The 17,919-nt window shown below is 41.7% G+C and carries 15 protein-coding genes, 1 tRNA gene and 1 other RNA gene; 4 read left to right on the top strand and 13 right to left on the bottom strand.

Going from position 1 to position 17,919, the window contains the following annotated elements; all coding sequences use genetic code 11:
• The first annotated feature begins 160 nt into the window (after positions 1–160).
• The 3 genes from ACR63T_RS02235 to ACR63T_RS02225 all read left to right on the top strand — a co-directional run bounded on the left by ACR63T_RS02235 (position 161) and on the right by ACR63T_RS02225 (position 4,400).
• Positions 161–2,704, top strand: a complete 2,544-nt coding sequence (locus tag ACR63T_RS02235) for a RelA/SpoT family protein (RefSeq protein ID WP_305899551.1) — start codon at positions 161–163, stop codon at positions 2,702–2,704.
• 86 nt (positions 2,705–2,790) lie between these two features.
• Positions 2,791–3,777 carry a bifunctional DNA-formamidopyrimidine glycosylase/DNA-(apurinic or apyrimidinic site) lyase gene (gene mutM, locus ACR63T_RS02230; RefSeq protein WP_472784635.1) on the top strand — a complete coding sequence of 329 codons (987 nt, stop codon included), beginning with the start codon at positions 2,791–2,793 and terminating at the stop codon, positions 3,775–3,777.
• A 182-nt stretch (positions 3,778–3,959) separates the two neighbouring features.
• Positions 3,960–4,400, top strand: a complete 441-nt coding sequence (locus ACR63T_RS02225; RefSeq protein ID WP_305899549.1) for a hypothetical protein — start codon at positions 3,960–3,962, stop codon at positions 4,398–4,400.
• Positions 4,401–4,497: 97 nt separating this feature from the next.
• Here ACR63T_RS02225 and mscL read toward each other — a convergent pair whose 3' ends face one another.
• From mscL to ACR63T_RS02210, 3 genes are all read right to left on the bottom strand, one after another.
• Positions 4,498–4,935, bottom strand: a complete 438-nt coding sequence (mscL, locus tag ACR63T_RS02220) for a large conductance mechanosensitive channel protein MscL (RefSeq protein ID WP_201571518.1) — start codon at positions 4,933–4,935, stop codon at positions 4,498–4,500.
• 238 nt (positions 4,936–5,173) lie between these two features.
• Positions 5,174–7,021, bottom strand: coding sequence for a translational GTPase TypA (gene typA / locus ACR63T_RS02215; RefSeq protein ID WP_305899548.1), 1,848 nt, complete (start codon positions 7,019–7,021; stop codon positions 5,174–5,176).
• Between the two features lie 243 nt (positions 7,022–7,264).
• Complete coding sequence (locus ACR63T_RS02210; protein WP_472784634.1) at positions 7,265–8,443, bottom strand: OmpA family protein; 1,179 nt, start codon at positions 8,441–8,443, stop codon at positions 7,265–7,267.
• Positions 8,444–8,951: 508 nt separating this feature from the next.
• Between ACR63T_RS02210 and ACR63T_RS02205 the strand changes: the two genes are divergently transcribed.
• The gene (locus ACR63T_RS02205) at positions 8,952–9,611 is read left to right on the top strand and encodes a GspH/FimT family pseudopilin (protein WP_472784633.1); all 660 of its coding nucleotides are present in this window, start codon (positions 8,952–8,954) and stop codon (positions 9,609–9,611) included.
• 75 nt (positions 9,612–9,686) lie between these two features.
• Here ACR63T_RS02205 and recO read toward each other — a convergent pair whose 3' ends face one another.
• From recO to coaD, 10 genes are all read right to left on the bottom strand, one after another.
• A complete protein-coding gene (gene recO / locus ACR63T_RS02200; RefSeq protein ID WP_472784632.1) occupies positions 9,687–10,535 on the bottom strand; it encodes a DNA repair protein RecO in 849 nt (282 codons plus the stop codon).
• Between the two features lie 101 nt (positions 10,536–10,636).
• Positions 10,637–11,833 carry a GTPase Era gene (gene era, locus ACR63T_RS02195; protein WP_472784631.1) on the bottom strand — a complete coding sequence of 399 codons (1,197 nt, stop codon included), beginning with the start codon at positions 11,831–11,833 and terminating at the stop codon, positions 10,637–10,639.
• Between the two features lie 120 nt (positions 11,834–11,953).
• Positions 11,954–12,715 (bottom strand): ribonuclease III, encoded by a 762-nt coding sequence (rnc, locus tag ACR63T_RS02190; RefSeq protein WP_201571502.1) that lies wholly within the window; start codon positions 12,713–12,715, stop codon positions 11,954–11,956.
• Between the two features lie 75 nt (positions 12,716–12,790).
• Entirely contained in the window at positions 12,791–13,186 is a 396-nt protein-coding gene (locus ACR63T_RS02185; RefSeq protein ID WP_201571501.1) for a DUF4845 domain-containing protein, read from the bottom strand.
• Between the two features lie 76 nt (positions 13,187–13,262).
• The gene (gene lepB, locus ACR63T_RS02180; protein WP_472784630.1) at positions 13,263–14,168 is read right to left on the bottom strand and encodes a signal peptidase I; all 906 of its coding nucleotides are present in this window, start codon (positions 14,166–14,168) and stop codon (positions 13,263–13,265) included.
• A gap of 98 nt (positions 14,169–14,266) precedes the next feature.
• Positions 14,267–16,063, bottom strand: coding sequence for a translation elongation factor 4 (lepA, locus tag ACR63T_RS02175; RefSeq protein ID WP_201571499.1), 1,797 nt, complete (start codon positions 16,061–16,063; stop codon positions 14,267–14,269).
• 308 nt (positions 16,064–16,371) lie between these two features.
• Positions 16,372–16,448, bottom strand: a tRNA-Met gene (locus ACR63T_RS02170).
• 137 nt (positions 16,449–16,585) lie between these two features.
• Positions 16,586–16,968, bottom strand: an RNA gene (rnpB, locus tag ACR63T_RS02165) — RNase P RNA component class A.
• 48 nt (positions 16,969–17,016) lie between these two features.
• Positions 17,017–17,265 carry a YfhL family 4Fe-4S dicluster ferredoxin gene (locus ACR63T_RS02160; protein ID WP_201571498.1) on the bottom strand — a complete coding sequence of 83 codons (249 nt, stop codon included), beginning with the start codon at positions 17,263–17,265 and terminating at the stop codon, positions 17,017–17,019.
• A 45-nt stretch (positions 17,266–17,310) separates the two neighbouring features.
• A complete protein-coding gene (coaD, locus tag ACR63T_RS02155; RefSeq protein ID WP_472784629.1) occupies positions 17,311–17,829 on the bottom strand; it encodes a pantetheine-phosphate adenylyltransferase in 519 nt (172 codons plus the stop codon).
• Between the last annotated feature and the right edge of the window lie 90 nt (positions 17,830–17,919).

The following is a 17,919-nucleotide window of genomic DNA, read 5'->3' as shown; positions in this document are numbered from 1 at the left end:
TTGCTTGTACTGAGATTATGAGATGACATAATGTTAGAGATAAGAATTATTAAATTAAACTGTATATCTTGATACTAATAGTTTTGGTAAATACAATATTGATAAACACTTTGCGAGTTGTTGGGTTTATATAGCGATAAATAGTTAATAGGAGTCAACTATGGTAAAGATCCGTGAGGGATTGCCATTAATGGATGGGCAAACCACTGAGACTGATAGCGCCTCACTAGCAGCGCAGCTGGTTGCCAGTCAACGTTCTCACAAGTCCGCCAATAGTTATGCCCAAATCCCACTAGATATCAAAAAGCAACTGACCACTCATAAGTTGCATACTACTTTTGATCGCTCAGAGCGTCATGCTTATCATAGTCATAACCCTAAACTTAACGAGAAATATGTCAATAATAATCTAGATAACCTAGCCTCGCCTACAGATATTTTCGAAGATATTGACTTAGATCATGCCAATATTGATGTGCCGATGTGGCTGGATAATGTGGCTAGACGCATTGGACAAGAGTCGGTTCCTAACTTGACAATCGCTTGTGAATTTATTCGCAATCGTATGAACACTAGTGAATCTGAGCGCTCTGGTGCTTATGTCACAGGTATCGGTATGACTGACATTTTGACATATCTGTATCAAGACGAAGATGCGCTAGTCGCCGCTATGATCTATCGTAGCGCTCGTGAGTCGCTCATTAGCTTAGCCGATATCCAAAAAAACTTTGGCACTGATATAAGCAACTTGGTCAAAGACGCTTTGGCTATGGGTAAGTTGTCCGCTATTATAGAGAGCAATAAGCGCTTAGAGGATCACTTTGCCAATAATCAACGTGATCAGTTATCAAATATTTATAGCATGCTTATATCTGTCACTAACGATGTCCGTGTGGTATTGATCAAGATGGCTGATCGTACCTTTGCCATGCGTGAGCTGTCGTTTTCTAATGAAGAGCGCCAGCAGCGCGTAGCCCGTGAAGTGATGACGATTTATGCGCCCCTTGCTCATCGCTTGGGTATTGCACAACTCAAATGGGAACTAGAGGATTTAGCCTTTCGCCACTTGGCTCCTGATCGCTATAAGGAAATAGCCAAATTACTATCAGAAAAGCGTAGCGAGCGTGAGGACTATATTCAGCGCGTCGAGCATCAGCTGAGTACAGCTTTGGCGGCTGCTGACATTGTCGCTGAAGTCTCTGGACGTGTTAAACATATTTATTCTATCTATCGCAAGATGAAGCTAAAAGGTCTATCTTTTGATCAGCTTTACGATATTAGGGCGCTACGCGTATTAGTGGACGATCCTTCAGAGTGCTATCACGCATTAGGGTTAGTACATGGTCTATGGCGTTATATTCCTGAGCAGTTCGATGATTATATTACTAACCCTAAAGCCAATGGTTACCGCTCACTACATACCGCTGTTATCGCTGAAAAAAAGTCGCTTGAGGTGCAAATACGTACTCATACAATGCATTTTGAGGCTGAGCTCGGTATGTGTGCTCATGTCAACTATAAAGAGGGCTTGAAAAATAAAAAAGATAACTATCTCAATCAACGCATCAGCTCATTGCGTCAACTGCTATCTATTAATAATCAAACTCGTACTGCTTTAGCCAGTGGTAATGACCTTGATAACAGCGATATATTAGAGCTTGATGAAGAAGAACAAACCGTTGACTTTGATGAGCTTGAGCGAATTTATATCTTCAGTCGTGATGGCGATATTACTGAGCTGCCAAAGGGTGCAACAGTACTTGATTTTGCCTATTACGTGCATACACAGGTGGGCAATAGCGCGCAAGCGGCACGGGTGAACCAGCGCTACGTGCCACTGACCTACCAGCTCAAAACGGGCGAACAAGTAGAGATCATCACCAAATCTTCACGCGAGCCTAATCGGGACTGGCTGGTGGCATCCCTAGGCTATATTCATACCAATAGAGCCCGCTCAAAGCTACGCCAATGGTTTAATAAACAAGATCGCGATAAAAATATCGAGATTGGACGACAGATGCTTGGCCGTGAGTTGGAGCGCTTGTCGGTACACCCTAACAGTATCGATCTAAATGACTACTTGCAGTTTTTTAATGTCAATAGCACTGAAGATATTGTCGTCGGTCTGGTCACAGGTGAGATTGGGATTAATCAACTCACCAATCATATCTCTCGACAGCTGCATTTAGAGCCTGAAAAGGAGATTGATGACTATACGCCGAGTGTTGATCCCAAGGCTACTGGCAAGCTTGACGCTTATAAAATCTGTATCGACGGGCTGGATAATATAGAGATTAATTTGGCAGGCTGTTGTCACCCTGTGCATGGTGAGCCGATATCAGGCTATATTACTCTATCGCGTGGTGTGAGCATTCATAATCGCGGCTGTGCTGAATATGTACGCTTAATTGAGCGTGACCCAGAGCGCGAGATTAGTGCCGCTTGGAAGTCAAAGTCTGGTCGCTATCAGCCTGTCGATATCCATGTAGAAGCTTATGATCGGCGCGGTCTATTGCGAGATTTGACTCAAGTAATCGATAAAGAGAACGTCAATATTCGCCAAGTACAAACCTCGAGTACTGATGATAATATTGCCTTTTTAAAGTTTCATATTGAAGTTTCAGGATTGGCGCATTTATCTAAGTTATTGGCGAAGCTTGAGCAGCAACCTGGCATTCTGCATGCGCGCCGTGCTGTGGTTTAATAAGCTCATAAGCTAGACATTATTATATCAACCGTTTACTTCTATCTATACAATATTAAATTTTACTATTATAAAGCTTTAAGATTATGCCTGAGCTACCCGAAGTTGAAACCACTAAAGCCAGTCTTGCGCCTATATTAGGACAGCAAGTCAATAAAGTACAAGTATTCCAGCCAAAACTGCGCTGGCAAATGCCTGACGATTTGTCAGAACTGGTTGGTTATGCTTTATATAGCGTTGAGCGCCGTGCTAAGTATTTAATCCTAACTTTTTTACCTACTACACAGCTTACTGGTAAAAAAGACGGTGCCATTAAAGAAAGCGAGCCAATTGAGCAAAATACTGTATCATTACAGCGTCAGTTGATAATGCATTTGGGAATGTCAGGAAGTCTGCAACAATATCCTATCGATACCGATAAGCGCAAACATGACCATCTTATTATCACTTTTAACGATAGCACAGGCAAACAAACTCAGTTGCATTACCATGATCCAAGACGTTTTGGCGCCGTGCTATGGCATGCCGACTATAGTGCTAAATTACTGGATCATCTAGGGCCTGAGCCTTTATCAAGTAAGTTTGATGCTGATTATTTGTATCACTTGATACAACGTACAGCCGATAATATTCAGCCCTTAAAGAGTGAAGCTATTTCCGATACCTCTACCAATAAAATGCAAGATAAAAAGATAGCCAAACGTCCTATTGCCCGAGCGATCAAGTCAGTCATTATGGAGCAGCAGGTGGTGGTTGGCGTCGGTAATATTTATGCCACTGAGAGTCTTTATTTGGCAGGTATCCATCCAGCGACGCCAGCTCATCAATTAAATTATAAGCAAATCGTTATATTAGTTGATCATGTTAAGGCAATTCTAAGCAAAGCCATTGAGCTTGGCGGCTCAACCTTACGTGACTTTACCGTTGCTAGCGGCCAGACAGGCTATTTTCAACAAACCTTAAATGTCTATGGTAAGCAGGGCGAGTGTTGTCCAAGCTGTAAATCTGAGCTTGAGAACCTTAAAATTAACGGTAGAGCTAGCGTTTACTGCCCACTATGTCAGCCGTTATAAATTTCCTAATAGCGGAATACTATTTAAATACCGGTTAAATACTGGTAACGTCATCGTAGTGATGTTATTTATATTGCTTATCAGCGCTCATCTTGCTTTAATAGAAGATACTATTAAAATCTGTTCAACAGATTCTAAACCCGTTTTTTGCTACTTTTTTTAATAAGCCTTGGAATATTGTCATGACTACTAACGTTAGCCTGCGCTCTATTAAGCGTAACCTTCTCACCACTATTATTAGTGTCAGTTGCGTCATGGCTATAATACAGCCTGCTAGCGCTGCCATAGAAATTGATGAGAGCGACTTTGGTCCCTCTTATGGCACTATGGTAGCGGACACAGTTGTTGGCAAGCCGTTGCAACTGGTGACGGCTATTGCTGGCACTGCAGCATATGTAGTCAGCTTGCCTTTTTCATTAATAGGAGGTAACGCAGATCAGGCACAACAAAAGCTATTCGTAGAGCCTTGGGATGCCATGTCACGCTGCTTAGGGTGCACCGTTGCTGAGGATAACTATTATAAGTCGCAAGTAGTCAACGATAACGTAGTACGTATTGTGGTCGATCAGCCCTCAGAGATTTTTATCAATACTAATGACTATGTGGTAGTAAATCCACAATAGCTATTGCCAGTAATAATTGCTGATGATAAGCGTTTTAAAGCAAAAAGCTGATTTATTAAATCAGCTTTTTTTATACCTGGTTCATAATGAAAATGTTTTATTTAGTTAGCTGATTTTTACCAAGCTTGTCACTAATTTCACGCAGCAAGACGATTTCTTCAGCTATGGCATCGGGTACGGCTGGTTGCTGTCGGCGTAAGCGATTGACAGACTTGACCATCATAAAGATAATAAACGCTAAGATGATAAAATTAATGAGCACGGTGATAAAGTTACCGTAAGCCAGTACTGGGATACCAGCAGCCTTTAAGCTGGCGTAGTTTCTCACCATGCCCTCTGGTATGTCTCCTAATACAACAAACATATTAGTGAAGTTTAGCTCACCACCGAATATCATCGCCACAATTGGCATAATAATATCTTCTACTAATGACGTGGTAATCGTAGCAAAAGCGCCACCGATAATGACACCCACTGCCAAGTCCATCACGTTGCCTTTTAAAGCAAACTCTTTAAACTCATCTATCATGCTCATTTCATATACTCGTTATTGTAAACACTCATTATATGAAATTTTGGTAGCTGTGCCATTATAAAACTGACAGCACGCGATTTTAGAAGGATATAAGGTAAATTAATTTATATCCCTATCTAAACGCAGTGCTCTAAATTCCCAACACTATAAGCAATCAAGCGTGAAAATATCAACAGACATAAAAAAGGCTAACATAGCGTTAGCCTTTTTGTGGTTAGAACTCAATCAAATGTAGCGATTAAGCGCCTTTTTTGCGACCATGACGCTTGCGCTCACTCTCAGTCAAGTAACGCTTACGCAAACGAATCGCTTTTGGCGTGACTTCAACTAACTCATCATCTTGAATATATTCAAGCGCTTGCTCAAGCGTAAACTTAATAGCGGGCGTTAGAGTCAATGCTTCATCAGTACCACTAGCACGGACGTTAGTTAATTGCTTAGCAGTTGTTGGGTTCACAGCCATATCATCACTGCGTGAATTTTGCCCCACAATCATACCCTCATATACTTCAAGCTGAGGCTCAGCAAAGAGCTTACCGCGTTTTTGTAGGTTAAATAGAGCAAAACCTAAGCAAACCCCTTTAGCCATTGATACTAATACACCATTAGTACGACCACCTACATCACCGATCTTCTGTGGTCCATAATGTGAGAAGCTTGACGTCATGATGCCCGAACCTGAAGTCAGCGTCAAAAATTCAGAGCGAAAGCCAATCAGACCACGAGCAGGAACGGTTGCTTCAATACGCATACGACCTTTACCATCGAGCTCCATATTGGTCATCTCGCCTTTGCGAAGACCGACCTGCTCCATGATGCTACCTTGATGCTGATCTTCAATATCGAAGACTACATTTTCGTAAGGCTCTTGTAGCTTGCCATCAACTTCTTTTACGATAACTTCTGGACCTGATACGCCCATCTCAAAACCTTCACGGCGCATATTTTCAATCAATACTGACAAATGTAGCTCACCACGACCTGATACCTTAAACTTATCAGGAGATTCTGTATCTTGCACACGCAATGCTACGTTATGAATCAACTCACGTTCTAGGCGCTCACGAATATTACGTGAGGTCACAAATTTACCTTCGCGGCCTGCAAATGGTGAGTTGTTCACCTGAAAGTTCATTGATACAGTAGGTTCATCAACGGTTAACGGCTTTAGCGCTTCAACATTGCTTGGATCACAAATAGTATCTGAGATATTCAACGCATCGATACCAGTAATACAAATAATATCACCCGCTTGAGCATCTTCTACTTCGATGCGATCAAGACCATGATAGCCCATGATTTTTAAAATACGACCATTACGAGTCTCACCTTGTTTATCGATGATCGTTACTGGCGTATTAGTCTTAATTCTACCGCGTTGAACACGGCCGATACCGATAACACCAACGAAGCTATTGTAATCAAGGCTAGATATCTGCATACGGAACGGTGCGTCTGCATCAACTTGTGGTGGTTGAACCACATCAACAATAGTCTTAAACAAAGGAGTCATGTCGTCAGCAAGATCATCTGCTTCTAAACCAGCAATACCATTCAATGCTGAAGCATAAACAATTGGAAAATCTAACTGCTCATCTGTAGCGCCCAAATTATCGAACAAATCAAAAATTTGATCCATTACCCAGTCAGGACGTGCACCAGGACGATCGATTTTGTTAATAACTAAGATAGGTTTCAAGCCCTGCTCAAACGCTTTTTGAGTGACGAATCTAGTTTGAGGCATAGGGCCATCAACAGCGTCAACGACTAAAAGTACGCAATCAACCATAGACATAACGCGCTCAACTTCACCACCAAAATCGGCGTGACCTGGAGTATCTACAATATTGATACGATATTCAGTGTCGTCAGACTTATCTGTCCATTTGATAGCTGTATTTTTAGCCAAGATGGTAATACCACGTTCTTGCTCAATGTCACCAGAATCCATCGCGCGTTCGGCGATATTGGCTCGATCACCAAAGGTGCCTGACTGATGTAATAGTTTATCAACCAAAGTAGTTTTACCGTGATCAACGTGGGCAATAATTGCAATATTACGCAAATGTTTGATGTCGTTCGCCATATGAAATGCTCGTTTTGTCTTAATAAAATGTGATATCAGTAGACACTATGTCAATGCACAAAGTGTTTGGGCGGCTAGTATAACATTATTCATTGTCAAATTTATAATTTAACTTGTTTTTATAAGTATTTACAAGTCATCTCAATGTATGAATAATAAAAACAGGCAACAAAAAAGCCACCCTATAGGTGACTTTTTCTTTTAACGCTTAACTATTAATAATAGCTTTCAGTAAGAATAATCTTAATTGATTACCATATCTTTAGTTTGCTCAACAGTCATAGATTTGTCACCAGTGATGATGGCATAAACACGACGGTTCATAGCACGACCTTCTTCAGTGTCATTTGAAGCGATTGGTACATCATAGCCATAGCCAACAGTTGATACACGGTTTGGTGCAATACCGAACTCATTAGTCAACATAGACTTAACCGCTACAGCGCGAGCTTCAGATAGACGTTGGTTATAACGTGCTGATGGGCCAGTTTTAGAAGCATGACCTTCTACACGTGCGCCAGAGTTTGGATATTCACGCATTTTTTCAGCAACTTTAGCGATTTCTGACTGATACTGTGCTTTGATGTTTGATTTATCGTTATCAAAGAATACACGTAATTCCATTTTTAGCTCATCGCTAACGACTACGTCTACTGGGCAACCACGAGCATCAACTACCAAGTTCATTGGTGTGCCTGGGCACTGATCAACGCTATCAAATACGCCATCACCATCAGAATCAACATCAGGAGTAACAACGACTACTGGAGTCTCTACTACTGGTACTACTGGTACTAAAGTAGGTTCTAATTGTGGTGGAACTGCTACTGTAGGGGCTAAATGACCACCAAGTACGACTTCTAGACCAGCTAGAGCCATACCTTCCCACCAGTTTTCATCAAAGTTGTGAATCGCACGAGCTTCACCACGTAGGCTTAAAGCGTCATTGATACGATACATAGCACCTAGACCTAGGTTACCGATAGTATCAGTACTTTCTGATACTTGATTACCAGCACTGTTTTCAAACTCAAGTTTTGAGCGACCAGCACCAACTAAAACGTATGGCTTGAATGAGCTGTCTGTATAGCCAGTGAACTGCTCAGTACCGATCAAGAAGTTACCAGAGATCATTTCTTGTTCGCCATCAAAACCCTCTACACCGTCTCTACGAGTAGCATCATTGTTTGCTACACCGTACTCTACTTGAAACTGAGTAGAAGGAGTAAGCTCGATACCTAGTGCCGCACCAGTATACAAACCATCTTCTTTGTAATAACCGAGTTGATCACTTTGCTCATCTTCAGCGCCTTCGCTGTAATGATAGCCTAACAATACTGGACTGATAGTAACACCAGCGTTAGCCGCTAGTGGAGCAGCTGTTACAGCGAACAGTGCTAAAGCAATTTTATTCAATTTCATGGACTTCCCCCAAAGGATAATTTAATTAATATGCAAGCTAAGCCAATCTTTAAAAAGGCTTTTTAAGCACATTACTACATAACAAAACTAATTACGGAGTAGCTTAGCGACAATCAATACACTTTACAACTTTTTTCGTCAAGGAGCTACACATTATTACACTATTGTGTTGTAAGAAAAACACAATAGCAGCTGTATATTACTGATAACAAACACAAATAAAGATTTTTCCGAATATGTACCATCTCATTCGTAACAAAAATTTTACTATGTTTTTGATTACTTACTGCATTTTAATACATGTAGTTTTTTTTCTCTATTATAAAAACTTTTACTCACTAAATGAAACATTTTTTGACATTTGAACTATATTAGGTATATATTCATATTATCAAATATATTTTTATTTAGAGTATGTATTGATAGTTACAAGTATTGATAATTACAGTTTTAGGGATCAATCAATAGTAAATGATATATCAGATAGGCTTACAAGTGGGAGACAACGATGAATCAGTTAACTCAGCCCCCTGCTGCTACTTCGGCATATCGCTATCATAAATTTACTAATACTGGCGTTGGTATCGATATCTTGATTACAAATCATCATGGCGTTAGCTGTTCGCTTAAGTTAAAACAACAAAAAGCTTTTACTTTAATAGAGTTGATTATAACGATAGCTATCATAGCTATTATTATTACTGTCGCTACACCCTATGTGCTGACTCAGCTGGCAGCCACAGAAGCCAAACGCATTCGCTATGATATTTCAAACACCTTATCTATCGCTAAAGCCGAGAGCTTGATTCATCGTCAAAATTTGATAGTCTGCCTCTCTGATGATAATAGTACCTGCAATAAGAATAGCAACTCAGCCTTGTTGTTGTTCGCAGACAACAACGATAATAAAAGTTTTGATGCAGGGGTTGATTTATTGCTGACTGTGCAACGACTAGATCCTAAGTATGCCACACTGCATTTACGTGCTTCTGCTGGACGTCATCACATTAAGTTTTTTGGCAATACAGGTACGCCTCGTGGGCACTTTGGTCATATTAAGTACTGCCCAAACACAAGCTATAACACTAATAAATATCAAGTCTCTTTTAATAATATTGGTATTATTAGGTACAAACCAAATAGCAGCCACCCTACTGACTGCAATTAAAGCATTATTAAAATACGGATATCTACTAACGCTAGTATAGTTAAAGCAGTGCACTTGTTCTAAGCCTAAAAAAAATTATTGATAGCGCTGTTGCTGCTGCCATAATAATCGACTTTGTAGAGGTTGATAGTCTACAAGATGATCAATAAGATGTTTATAGAGTCTTGACCAAGAATTAAGCGTCTCTATAGTAATACCAGAATGCTCCATCGCAAGAATTTCACTACCCTTGAATACTGCTTGCAAATTAGTATTTTCTACTTGATCCGTATTTTGGATATCATTATGTTGGATATTAGGGTGCTGAATAATAGGCACTAAGCCTATATCTGGTAAAAACCTATAATCGCTATCAGCCTCGATATTATCTAGCATACTATCTTGAGTTAAATTCAAAGCAAAACCTAGCTCTTGAAACAAATTCTGTTCAAATTGACGTAAGCATAGACGTAGTTCATCAGCACTTAGCGACTGTTTAAGGGTTAACAGGCTATGCTGGTAGTGATGCCATAATACAGGGACTGGATCTTCTACGGGCAGGAGTTTTAGTAATATCTCGTTCAAGTAGAGAGCCGCATATTGCTGTTGACCCGTAATCTGCTGATAGCGCTGCGGCTGAGGAATCAATACTTGAGGCGTGCTATTGATCGCTTGAGTTTTTTTTGAAACACTGTTGTTTGAAATATCGCTGCTTAGACCCTTATCTAGCTGACTGGTCTCGATAGGGCTAATAGTAATTTGGCTAAAGGTTTTTAGGTCGCGCTTACCCGTTGCAAATAGTTGCAACGGCTCAAACAACGGCGCGCCTTTTTTGCCTATGCCATGCACAATACCTAAGTGCTCTGAAAATAAATAATATAACGCACGTTTTTCTTGATAAGGGCGCTGATGCAATAAGTAACCATTTAACGCTTCATTACGCATGGCTTGACCCCCTTATTTATTCTATTATTTATCTCAGCAAAACTTAGCTATCAATAAGCTACACTACTCAGTGCATCAGCTTAGGCCGTGTTGAAATCTGCTCAATACCCTAAGCTAGTCAGCGCACGCTCGTCATCAGACCAGCCTCGTTTGACTTTGACCCATAGCGTTAGCATAATTTTTTTATCAAGCAGCTGTTCTATATCTTTGCGTGCATCAATACCTACTTGCTTGATACGTTGACCTTTGTCACCAATAATAATGGCTTTTTGGCCATTACGCTCGACATAGATAGTGGCATCAATAAAGGTACAAGCTTTACGCGGACGCCCTGTTTTTGGGTCAGTATGCGCAGGCTCATCTTTAAAGCCGTCGATTTGTACGGTCAAATCATAAGGCACTTCGTCCCCTGCGCTGCGCATAATCTTTTCGCGAATAATCTCACTGGCTAAGAAACGCTCTGAGCGATCAGTGATTTGTTCGGTGTCATAGATAGGATCAGCAATAGGTAAATGCGAGGCAATGACTTCCTGCAAACGATCAAGGTTTTGATTTCTAAGAGCAGAAACAGGTACGATATCAGCAAAATCAAAGCTATCACTAAAGGTCTCAATCAAAGGTAATAAGGTGCCTTTGTCTTTTAAGGTATCTGCTTTATTAATAACCAATACAACGGTAAGATTAGTGTCACCAAGCTTTTGTAATACCAGTAAGTCATCATCGCGCCACTGATCTGAGTCCACCACAAATAGCACTAGATCAACATCGACTAGGGCTGAGGTTGCCGCCTTATTCATGCGCTCATTAATAGCTCGTACTTCGTTACGGTGAATACCTGGCGTATCAACAAACACCGCCTGCATCTCATGGTTCGATAGAATGCCATGAATACGATGGCGGGTGGTTTGCGGTTTGCGTGAGGTGATAGAGAGCTTTTGACCTAGCATATGATTCATCAGTGTTGACTTACCCACATTAGGGCGACCAACAATCGCGACATATCCTGTCTTAAAGCTATCACTATTAATAGTTTTATCTTGACGCTTATCAGCGCTTTGAGCCGTATTAGTTGTGGCAAAAAACTCTTCAATAGCACTATCGTTTGCGGTATTATCAGTGCCATTAGTATCTATGACGTTGGCAGCAGCAGCTTCGCTACCATTAACGTCCGCTACATCAGTATCGGTCATTGTGCTCTTCAAGCCAGCTTCTTTAAGTCGACTTGTGCTATTGTCGTCAACGACAGCGTTAGTAATAACAGCGCTCTCAGTTGATGGTAGATCAGTATTATTACTCATAGGTTCATCTCATAGGCTTATAACCAGCGGTTTAATAATAATTTATTAAACTACTGGTTATTAATATTTATTTTTACTTATATTAGGGTGTATAGGTAAACCTAAGCTTATCCGTCACCGCTATCTTTTGGTAGAATTTGGTAGTTTATGTAATTGATTAATCATCAGCTCAGCAGATTTTTGTTCAGCGATTCGACGGCTTTCACCTGATTCAGTAATATCAGGACAGCCTATAATGTTGACTTGACAGCGCACCACAAAGATCTGATAAGGTGCATTGCCTTGGATTTCCACTAGTTCATAATGAGGTAAGTCGAACTGTTTTGACTGTAGCCATTCTTGCAAACGGCTTTTGGCGTCTTTGAGAACTTTTTGCTCACTTACATTGTTAATTAAGTCGCCGTACCAAGACAAAACGCAATTCCTAGTAATGGTCAAATCTTGGCTATCTAAATAGATGGCACCGAGTAGTGACTCTACAGCATCCGCTAGGATTGAGGCACGATTGCGTCCGCCGCCTTTACGCTCGCCAATACCCAAAATTAGGTGATTGGATAAATCTAACTTTTGCGCAATGATGACTAGAGTTTCTTGACGTACCAAAGTGGCACGCATCCGCGTTAATCGACCTTCATTTTGAGTGGGGTATCGATAATACAGAGCCTCGCCCACGATCATACCCAATAACGCATCCCCCAAAAACTCTAAGCGCTCATAGTTCTTTTTGCTATCGAATGAGCGATGCGTTAGCGCCAGTTTGGGCAAGCTTAGATCCTTGAACTCATAGCCTAATTGACGCGTTAATATTGCCAAACGCTTTATGAAGTCAGCATTAATAGGGGGATGGTTTACAGGATGATGCTGTTGTAGGTCTGATTTCATGCGCGGCTATTACTATCCTATTAAATGAATTATAGTGAAAAAGAAGCTTTGATGCTTGTCCCTACTCTGTGCCAACTACTCTACAGACTTAGAGTCAATATCACCTTCAAAATGATTAATAATGTCTACATTAGCAAAAAAATTATTGGTTGTATCATAGTCCTTGCGTATAGCCAATTGTCCTAATTTTTCATTAGTAAACGTAAAAGTCTCTTCAGCCTTGGTATCATAGCTGGCATTAATAGCGAGCTGCCGATCAACTCGCGCCATGAACTGTGCAGGCGTCTCTCTATTATTATTGGCTTCTTTTAGCTGCTCACCTAACATTTGCGTCATTTGATAATCACTAATTTGAGCAGGAACAATAGCGATCATAAGTTTTGCAGCGATAACGACTACAATCAATATCAAAATGACGCTAGTAACACTAGCACCGCGCTGTGAAGATAAACTCGCTAATCGCTGCGACATAACGCCTCCAAATGACTGCTAAATAGTTAAGAGCTTATACTTCTTTATTGCTTATACTCTGCTAGCAAAGTAAGTTTTAGTCAATGCTACCGTTACGCGCAAAAGTAGGTAAACTTAAACCTGGTGGCTTGTGCATCCAGATATAAACCGCTTTACCAGCGAGATTTTCATCAGGTACAAATCCCCAAAACCTGCCATCAGCGCTGCTGTCTCGGTTATCACCCATCACGAAATATTTTCCTTCAGGAACTGTTATGCGCCATTGAGTCCCTTTGGAAGTGATTACTTCTGGTGCTTGCTGCTGTAAAAACGGCCCCGCTTGCGAACTATTAGCACCTGGCAGGTAACGTACTAAATGCTCATGCTCACCTTGATTTTCCTGAAAATATTGAGCATAAAACTCTTCTTCCTGGCTTCTCGCTAGTGCCTGCTCTTTATTAAGATAGGTATTAGGCCCTACTTGCTGACCTTCCAAATATAAACGCGCGGTAAGCTCAGCATCAGCTGTAAAGTCTTCAGGCTTAGTAGCGATCGGTACATCGTTGATAGATAATTGACCGTTGTTATAGCTAACGCTGTCGCCTGGCAGACCAATAACCCGCTTAATATAGTAGATCTTAGGGTTTTCTGGGAAACGAAACACCATCACATCGCCATGTTCAGGCGAGCCTGTATCTATGACTTTATTATAAGTCAATGGCAGACGCACCCCATAAGCGTATTTATTAACGGCAATAAAATCGCCCGTATATAACGTCGGTACCATAGAGGATGACGGTATGTTAAACGGCTCAAGCAAAAACGAGCGTACAATTAATACCACTGCTAATACGGGAAAAAAGTCATAAGCCCAGCGTACAGGCCAGCTCTCTTTGCCACGGCCTTGAGTTTGGCGCTGCTTAAACACAAACTTGTCTAATAGCCAAAGGACACCAAAAACTAAAGTTAGAGGTACTAAAACCAAATTAAAATCAAAATCCATACTGAATGGCCTATTAGCGAGCTAGCTCTGTAACCGTTATCAATTAAAGTCGCGATAAAAAGTAGAGATAAAGAGTGAATACCTAGTCTACTTGCAGCTTAATCTACTTGTAGCACTGCTAAGAAAGCTTCTTGTGGAATCTCCACGTTGCCGACTTGCTTCATACGTTTTTTACCTGCTTTTTGCTTGGACAGTAGCTTTTTCTTACGCGACACATCGCCGCCATAGCATTTGGCAAGTACATCTTTACGCATGGCTTTGACCGTACTGCGACCAATAATTTGACCACCAATAGCCGCTTGGATTGCCACATCAAACATCTGCCGTGGGATCAATTCTTTCATCTTACCAACCAGCGCATTACCACGGTAACGAGACTGAGTTTCATGCACAATCATTGCTAAAGCATCAACTTTATCGCCATTGATGAGCACATCGACTTTGACCAGTTTATCAACTTGATAACGTTCAAAATTATAATCTAAAGAGGCAAATCCGCGCGACACTGACTTCAATCGATCAAAGAAGTCCATGACCACTTCACCCATTGGAATATCAAATACCAACTGCACTTGACGGCCCATAAAGCGCATATCGACTTGGACACCACGACGCTCCATGCACAAGGTCATCACATTACCTAAATACTCTTGCGGTACTAGGATCTGACAACGAGCGATCGGCTCACGGAACTCTTCGATATTATTCGATTCAGGCAAATGTGATGGATTATCGACATGAATGATGCTGCCATCTTTTTTGACAATCTCATAAATAACTGATGGTGCAGTGGTGATTAGATCCAAGTCGTACTCACGCTCTAAGCGCTCTTGGATAATCTCCATGTGCAGCATACCCAAAAAGCCACAGCGAAAACCAAAGCCTAGCGCATCTGAGGTGTCTGGTTCGAAGAACAAGGACGCATCGTTAATTTGCAGCTTTTGTAGCGCTTCACGAAACTTTTCAAAGTCAGTAGACTCGACAGGGAACATCCCTGCATAGACTTGCGGCGTCACTTGCTTAAAGCCTGGAATACGATCGACATCAGGCGTTTTGGCATGGGTAATCGTATCACCTACAGGTGCGCCTGCAATGTCTTTGATACCCGCGATAATAAAACCTACTTCACCTGCTTCTAAAATACCAGTATCTAATGGCTTCGGTGTAAAGACACCTATAGAGCCTGCTAAATGAGCATCTTGGGTCGATTTGATGTAGATTTTATCGCCTGATTTTACAGTACCTTGACGTACCCGAACTAAAGAGACTACGCCTAAATAGTTATCAAACCAAGAGTCAATAATCAAAGCTTGCAATGGCGCATCACGATCGCCTGTTGGCGCTGGGATAAACTCAACCAAAGCCTCAAGCAACTTGTCGACACCTAGACCTGACTTGGCAGAAACGCGTGGCGCATCCACCGCATCGATACCGATGATATCTTCAATCTCTTGAATCACGCGCTCAGGCTCAACTTGTGGCAAGTCAATCTTGTTCAGCACCGCCATCACCTCAAGCCCTTGATCGACCGCGGTATAGCAATTGGCCACAGATTGAGCTTCAACACCCTGTGCCGCGTCAACGACCAATAGCGCGCCTTCACAAGCCGCTAGTGAGCGCGAGACTTCATAAGAAAAGTCAACGTGACCTGGGGTATCAATAAAGTTAAGCTGGTAACGCTCACCGTTAGGATGATCATAATAGAGCGTCACCGATTGCGCTTTGATGGTAATGCCGCGCTCACGCTCAATATCCATCGAGTCAAGCACTTGCGCTTGCATTTCACGGTCTTGTAGCGCGCCGCACATCTGAATAAAGCGATCGGCAAGGGTCGATTTGCCATGATCAATATGGGCAATAATAGAAAAGTTACGAATATTGGCTAATGCAGTCACAAAGCGCCTACTAAATAAAGGAATGGGATAGAGATATCAAAAAACAATAATTAACACTGCCTGTCAGCAAATCATCAGAATAAGCGCAAATAAAGCTTACCGATACGCGCAGGCATGTGCTGGTATTCTAGCAGTTTTTGGCTATAAAGTATGGCGATTTTGTCAGTAAGTATTTTAGAGCTTGCAAGAGCTAGTTATAGCAATTAACACCATGGCTAAATCACCCAACCAAAAATTTTAGGCAAAAAAAAACCAATCACAGTGGATTGGTGTTTTAATTACTGTTTTACCAGTAAACGAGCAATAAATGGTGGCGATGAAGAGACTTGAACTCTTGACCTCACGATTATGAGTCATGCGCTCTAACCAGCTGAGCTACATCGCCATTTTAGGCTGCACATTATGCCCAAGCTGCTGACTGCCGTCAACCCCTAAAAGGCATTTTTTGCAAAAGATATGCATATTTTTCAAATTAACTGCAACTACTAGCTACTACTCGTAATAAAAAACGAGCACTGAAAAAGGTTTGGCAGACCGATAAGCCGGGTTCTGTCGTGGACAATCATTCCTCTAGGCGTACAATCGCTCGTACGCTCAAGCAACCTACCCGCATCGAACGCGGGCCGCGCCATGCCGATGCCTATTTGGTCTTGCTACGCGTGGAGTTTACCATGCCGTGAGATGTTGCCATCCACGCGGTGCGCTCTTACCGCACCCTTTCACCCTTACCGATGACATGAAAATCTTGCGATTCTCACTTAAGCCAAAGGCGGTCTACTCTCTGCTGCACTGGTCGTCAAGTTACCCTGCCCAGCCGTTAGCTGGCACGCTGCCCTATGTAGCCCGGACTTTCCTCCCCTGCGCATCTGTTGCCAGTGTGCAGCGGCGATTGCCTAGTCTACCAAGCGCGCTAGTATAGCAAAGCTGAGAGTTAATAGGAGAAAAATTTTGGTTTATTTGCCCGTGATACGTTTGTATTTAGCCATCAAATCGCTCTGGGTCTCAACATGATCGGGATCATGGGGAATACAGTCAATCGGACAAATCACCACGCATTGTGGCTCATCAAAGTGACCAACACATTCGGTGCATAGATCGGGATTAATCTCATAGATATCCTCGCCCTCATAGATGGCATCATTAGGGCAAGCAGGCTCACAGACATCACAATTGATGCATTCATCAGTGATTAGTAGTGCCATGAGCTGCTCCTTATAATAGTATTAATAAATAGATGAAGGGTTAGATTACTTATTAAACTTTTGCGCAAATGCCTGTGTGACACAGGTTGGGACAAATTTTGTAACATCACCGCCAAGTTTGGCAACTTCACGAATCATCGTTGAGGAGATAAAAGAGTAATTCTGTGATGGCGTCAAAAATACTGCCTCAAAGTTTTCATCCAGCTCGCGATTCATATTAGCCAATTGGAACTCATACTCAAAATCTGACATAGCACGCAGGCCACGTAGTACCGCTGTAGCGTTTCGCTCACGCATAAATTCAACCAGCAAGCCTTCAAAGCCTACCACTGATACTTGTGGCAAATCAGCAAAGACGGTCTCGACCATATCGACACGCTCTTCAAAATCGAATAATGGCTTTTTATGATGACCTAAGGCTACAGCAATGACCACTTCATCGAATAGCTTGGTCGCTCGGGTAACTAAGTCCACATGCCCATTGGTAATAGGATCAAAGGTGCCAGGGTATAAAATCTTGGTGTGCAGTTTTGAAGATTTGGAGGAAGTCGCGTCAAGGCTCATAGCAGGGCTAATGTAATCGTTAGTATTGCTATGTATGCTAACAAATTTTTGCCGAATTTAACACTTATCTATCGCTAAAAAGAGCATACA

This window comes from Psychrobacter sp. M17(2026), from assembly GCF_055699815.1.
This window is presented reverse-complemented; position numbering and strand designations above follow the sequence as displayed.

What these genes read in the sequence shown, in the direction of transcription:
- era (WP_472784631.1), bottom strand. Translation starts at nt 11,833, where the DNA reads ATGAGTAATAATACTGATCTACCATCAACTGAGAGCGCTGTTATTACT.
- lepB (WP_472784630.1), bottom strand. Translation starts at nt 14,168, where the DNA reads ATGGATTTTGATTTTAATTTGGTTTTAGTACCTCTAACTTTAGTTTTT.
- rnc (WP_201571502.1), bottom strand. Translation starts at nt 12,715, where the DNA reads ATGAAATCAGACCTACAACAGCATCATCCTGTAAACCATCCCCCTATT.
- ACR63T_RS02210 (WP_472784634.1), bottom strand. Translation starts at nt 8,443, where the DNA reads ATGAAATTGAATAAAATTGCTTTAGCACTGTTCGCTGTAACAGCTGCT.
- ACR63T_RS02185 (WP_201571501.1), bottom strand. Translation starts at nt 13,186, where the DNA reads ATGTCGCAGCGATTAGCGAGTTTATCTTCACAGCGCGGTGCTAGTGTT.
- coaD (WP_472784629.1), bottom strand. Translation starts at nt 17,829, where the DNA reads ATGAGCCTTGACGCGACTTCCTCCAAATCTTCAAAACTGCACACCAAG.
- ACR63T_RS02225 (WP_305899549.1), top strand. Translation starts at nt 3,960, where the DNA reads ATGACTACTAACGTTAGCCTGCGCTCTATTAAGCGTAACCTTCTCACC.
- recO (WP_472784632.1), bottom strand. Translation starts at nt 10,535, where the DNA reads ATGCGTAATGAAGCGTTAAATGGTTACTTATTGCATCAGCGCCCTTAT.
- mutM (WP_472784635.1), top strand. Translation starts at nt 2,791, where the DNA reads ATGCCTGAGCTACCCGAAGTTGAAACCACTAAAGCCAGTCTTGCGCCT.
- ACR63T_RS02235 (WP_305899551.1), top strand. Translation starts at nt 161, where the DNA reads ATGGTAAAGATCCGTGAGGGATTGCCATTAATGGATGGGCAAACCACT.
- ACR63T_RS02205 (WP_472784633.1), top strand. Translation starts at nt 8,952, where the DNA reads ATGAATCAGTTAACTCAGCCCCCTGCTGCTACTTCGGCATATCGCTAT.
- mscL (WP_201571518.1), bottom strand. Translation starts at nt 4,935, where the DNA reads ATGAGCATGATAGATGAGTTTAAAGAGTTTGCTTTAAAAGGCAACGTG.
- ACR63T_RS02160 (WP_201571498.1), bottom strand. Translation starts at nt 17,265, where the DNA reads ATGGCACTACTAATCACTGATGAATGCATCAATTGTGATGTCTGTGAG.
- typA (WP_305899548.1), bottom strand. Translation starts at nt 7,021, where the DNA reads ATGGCGAACGACATCAAACATTTGCGTAATATTGCAATTATTGCCCAC.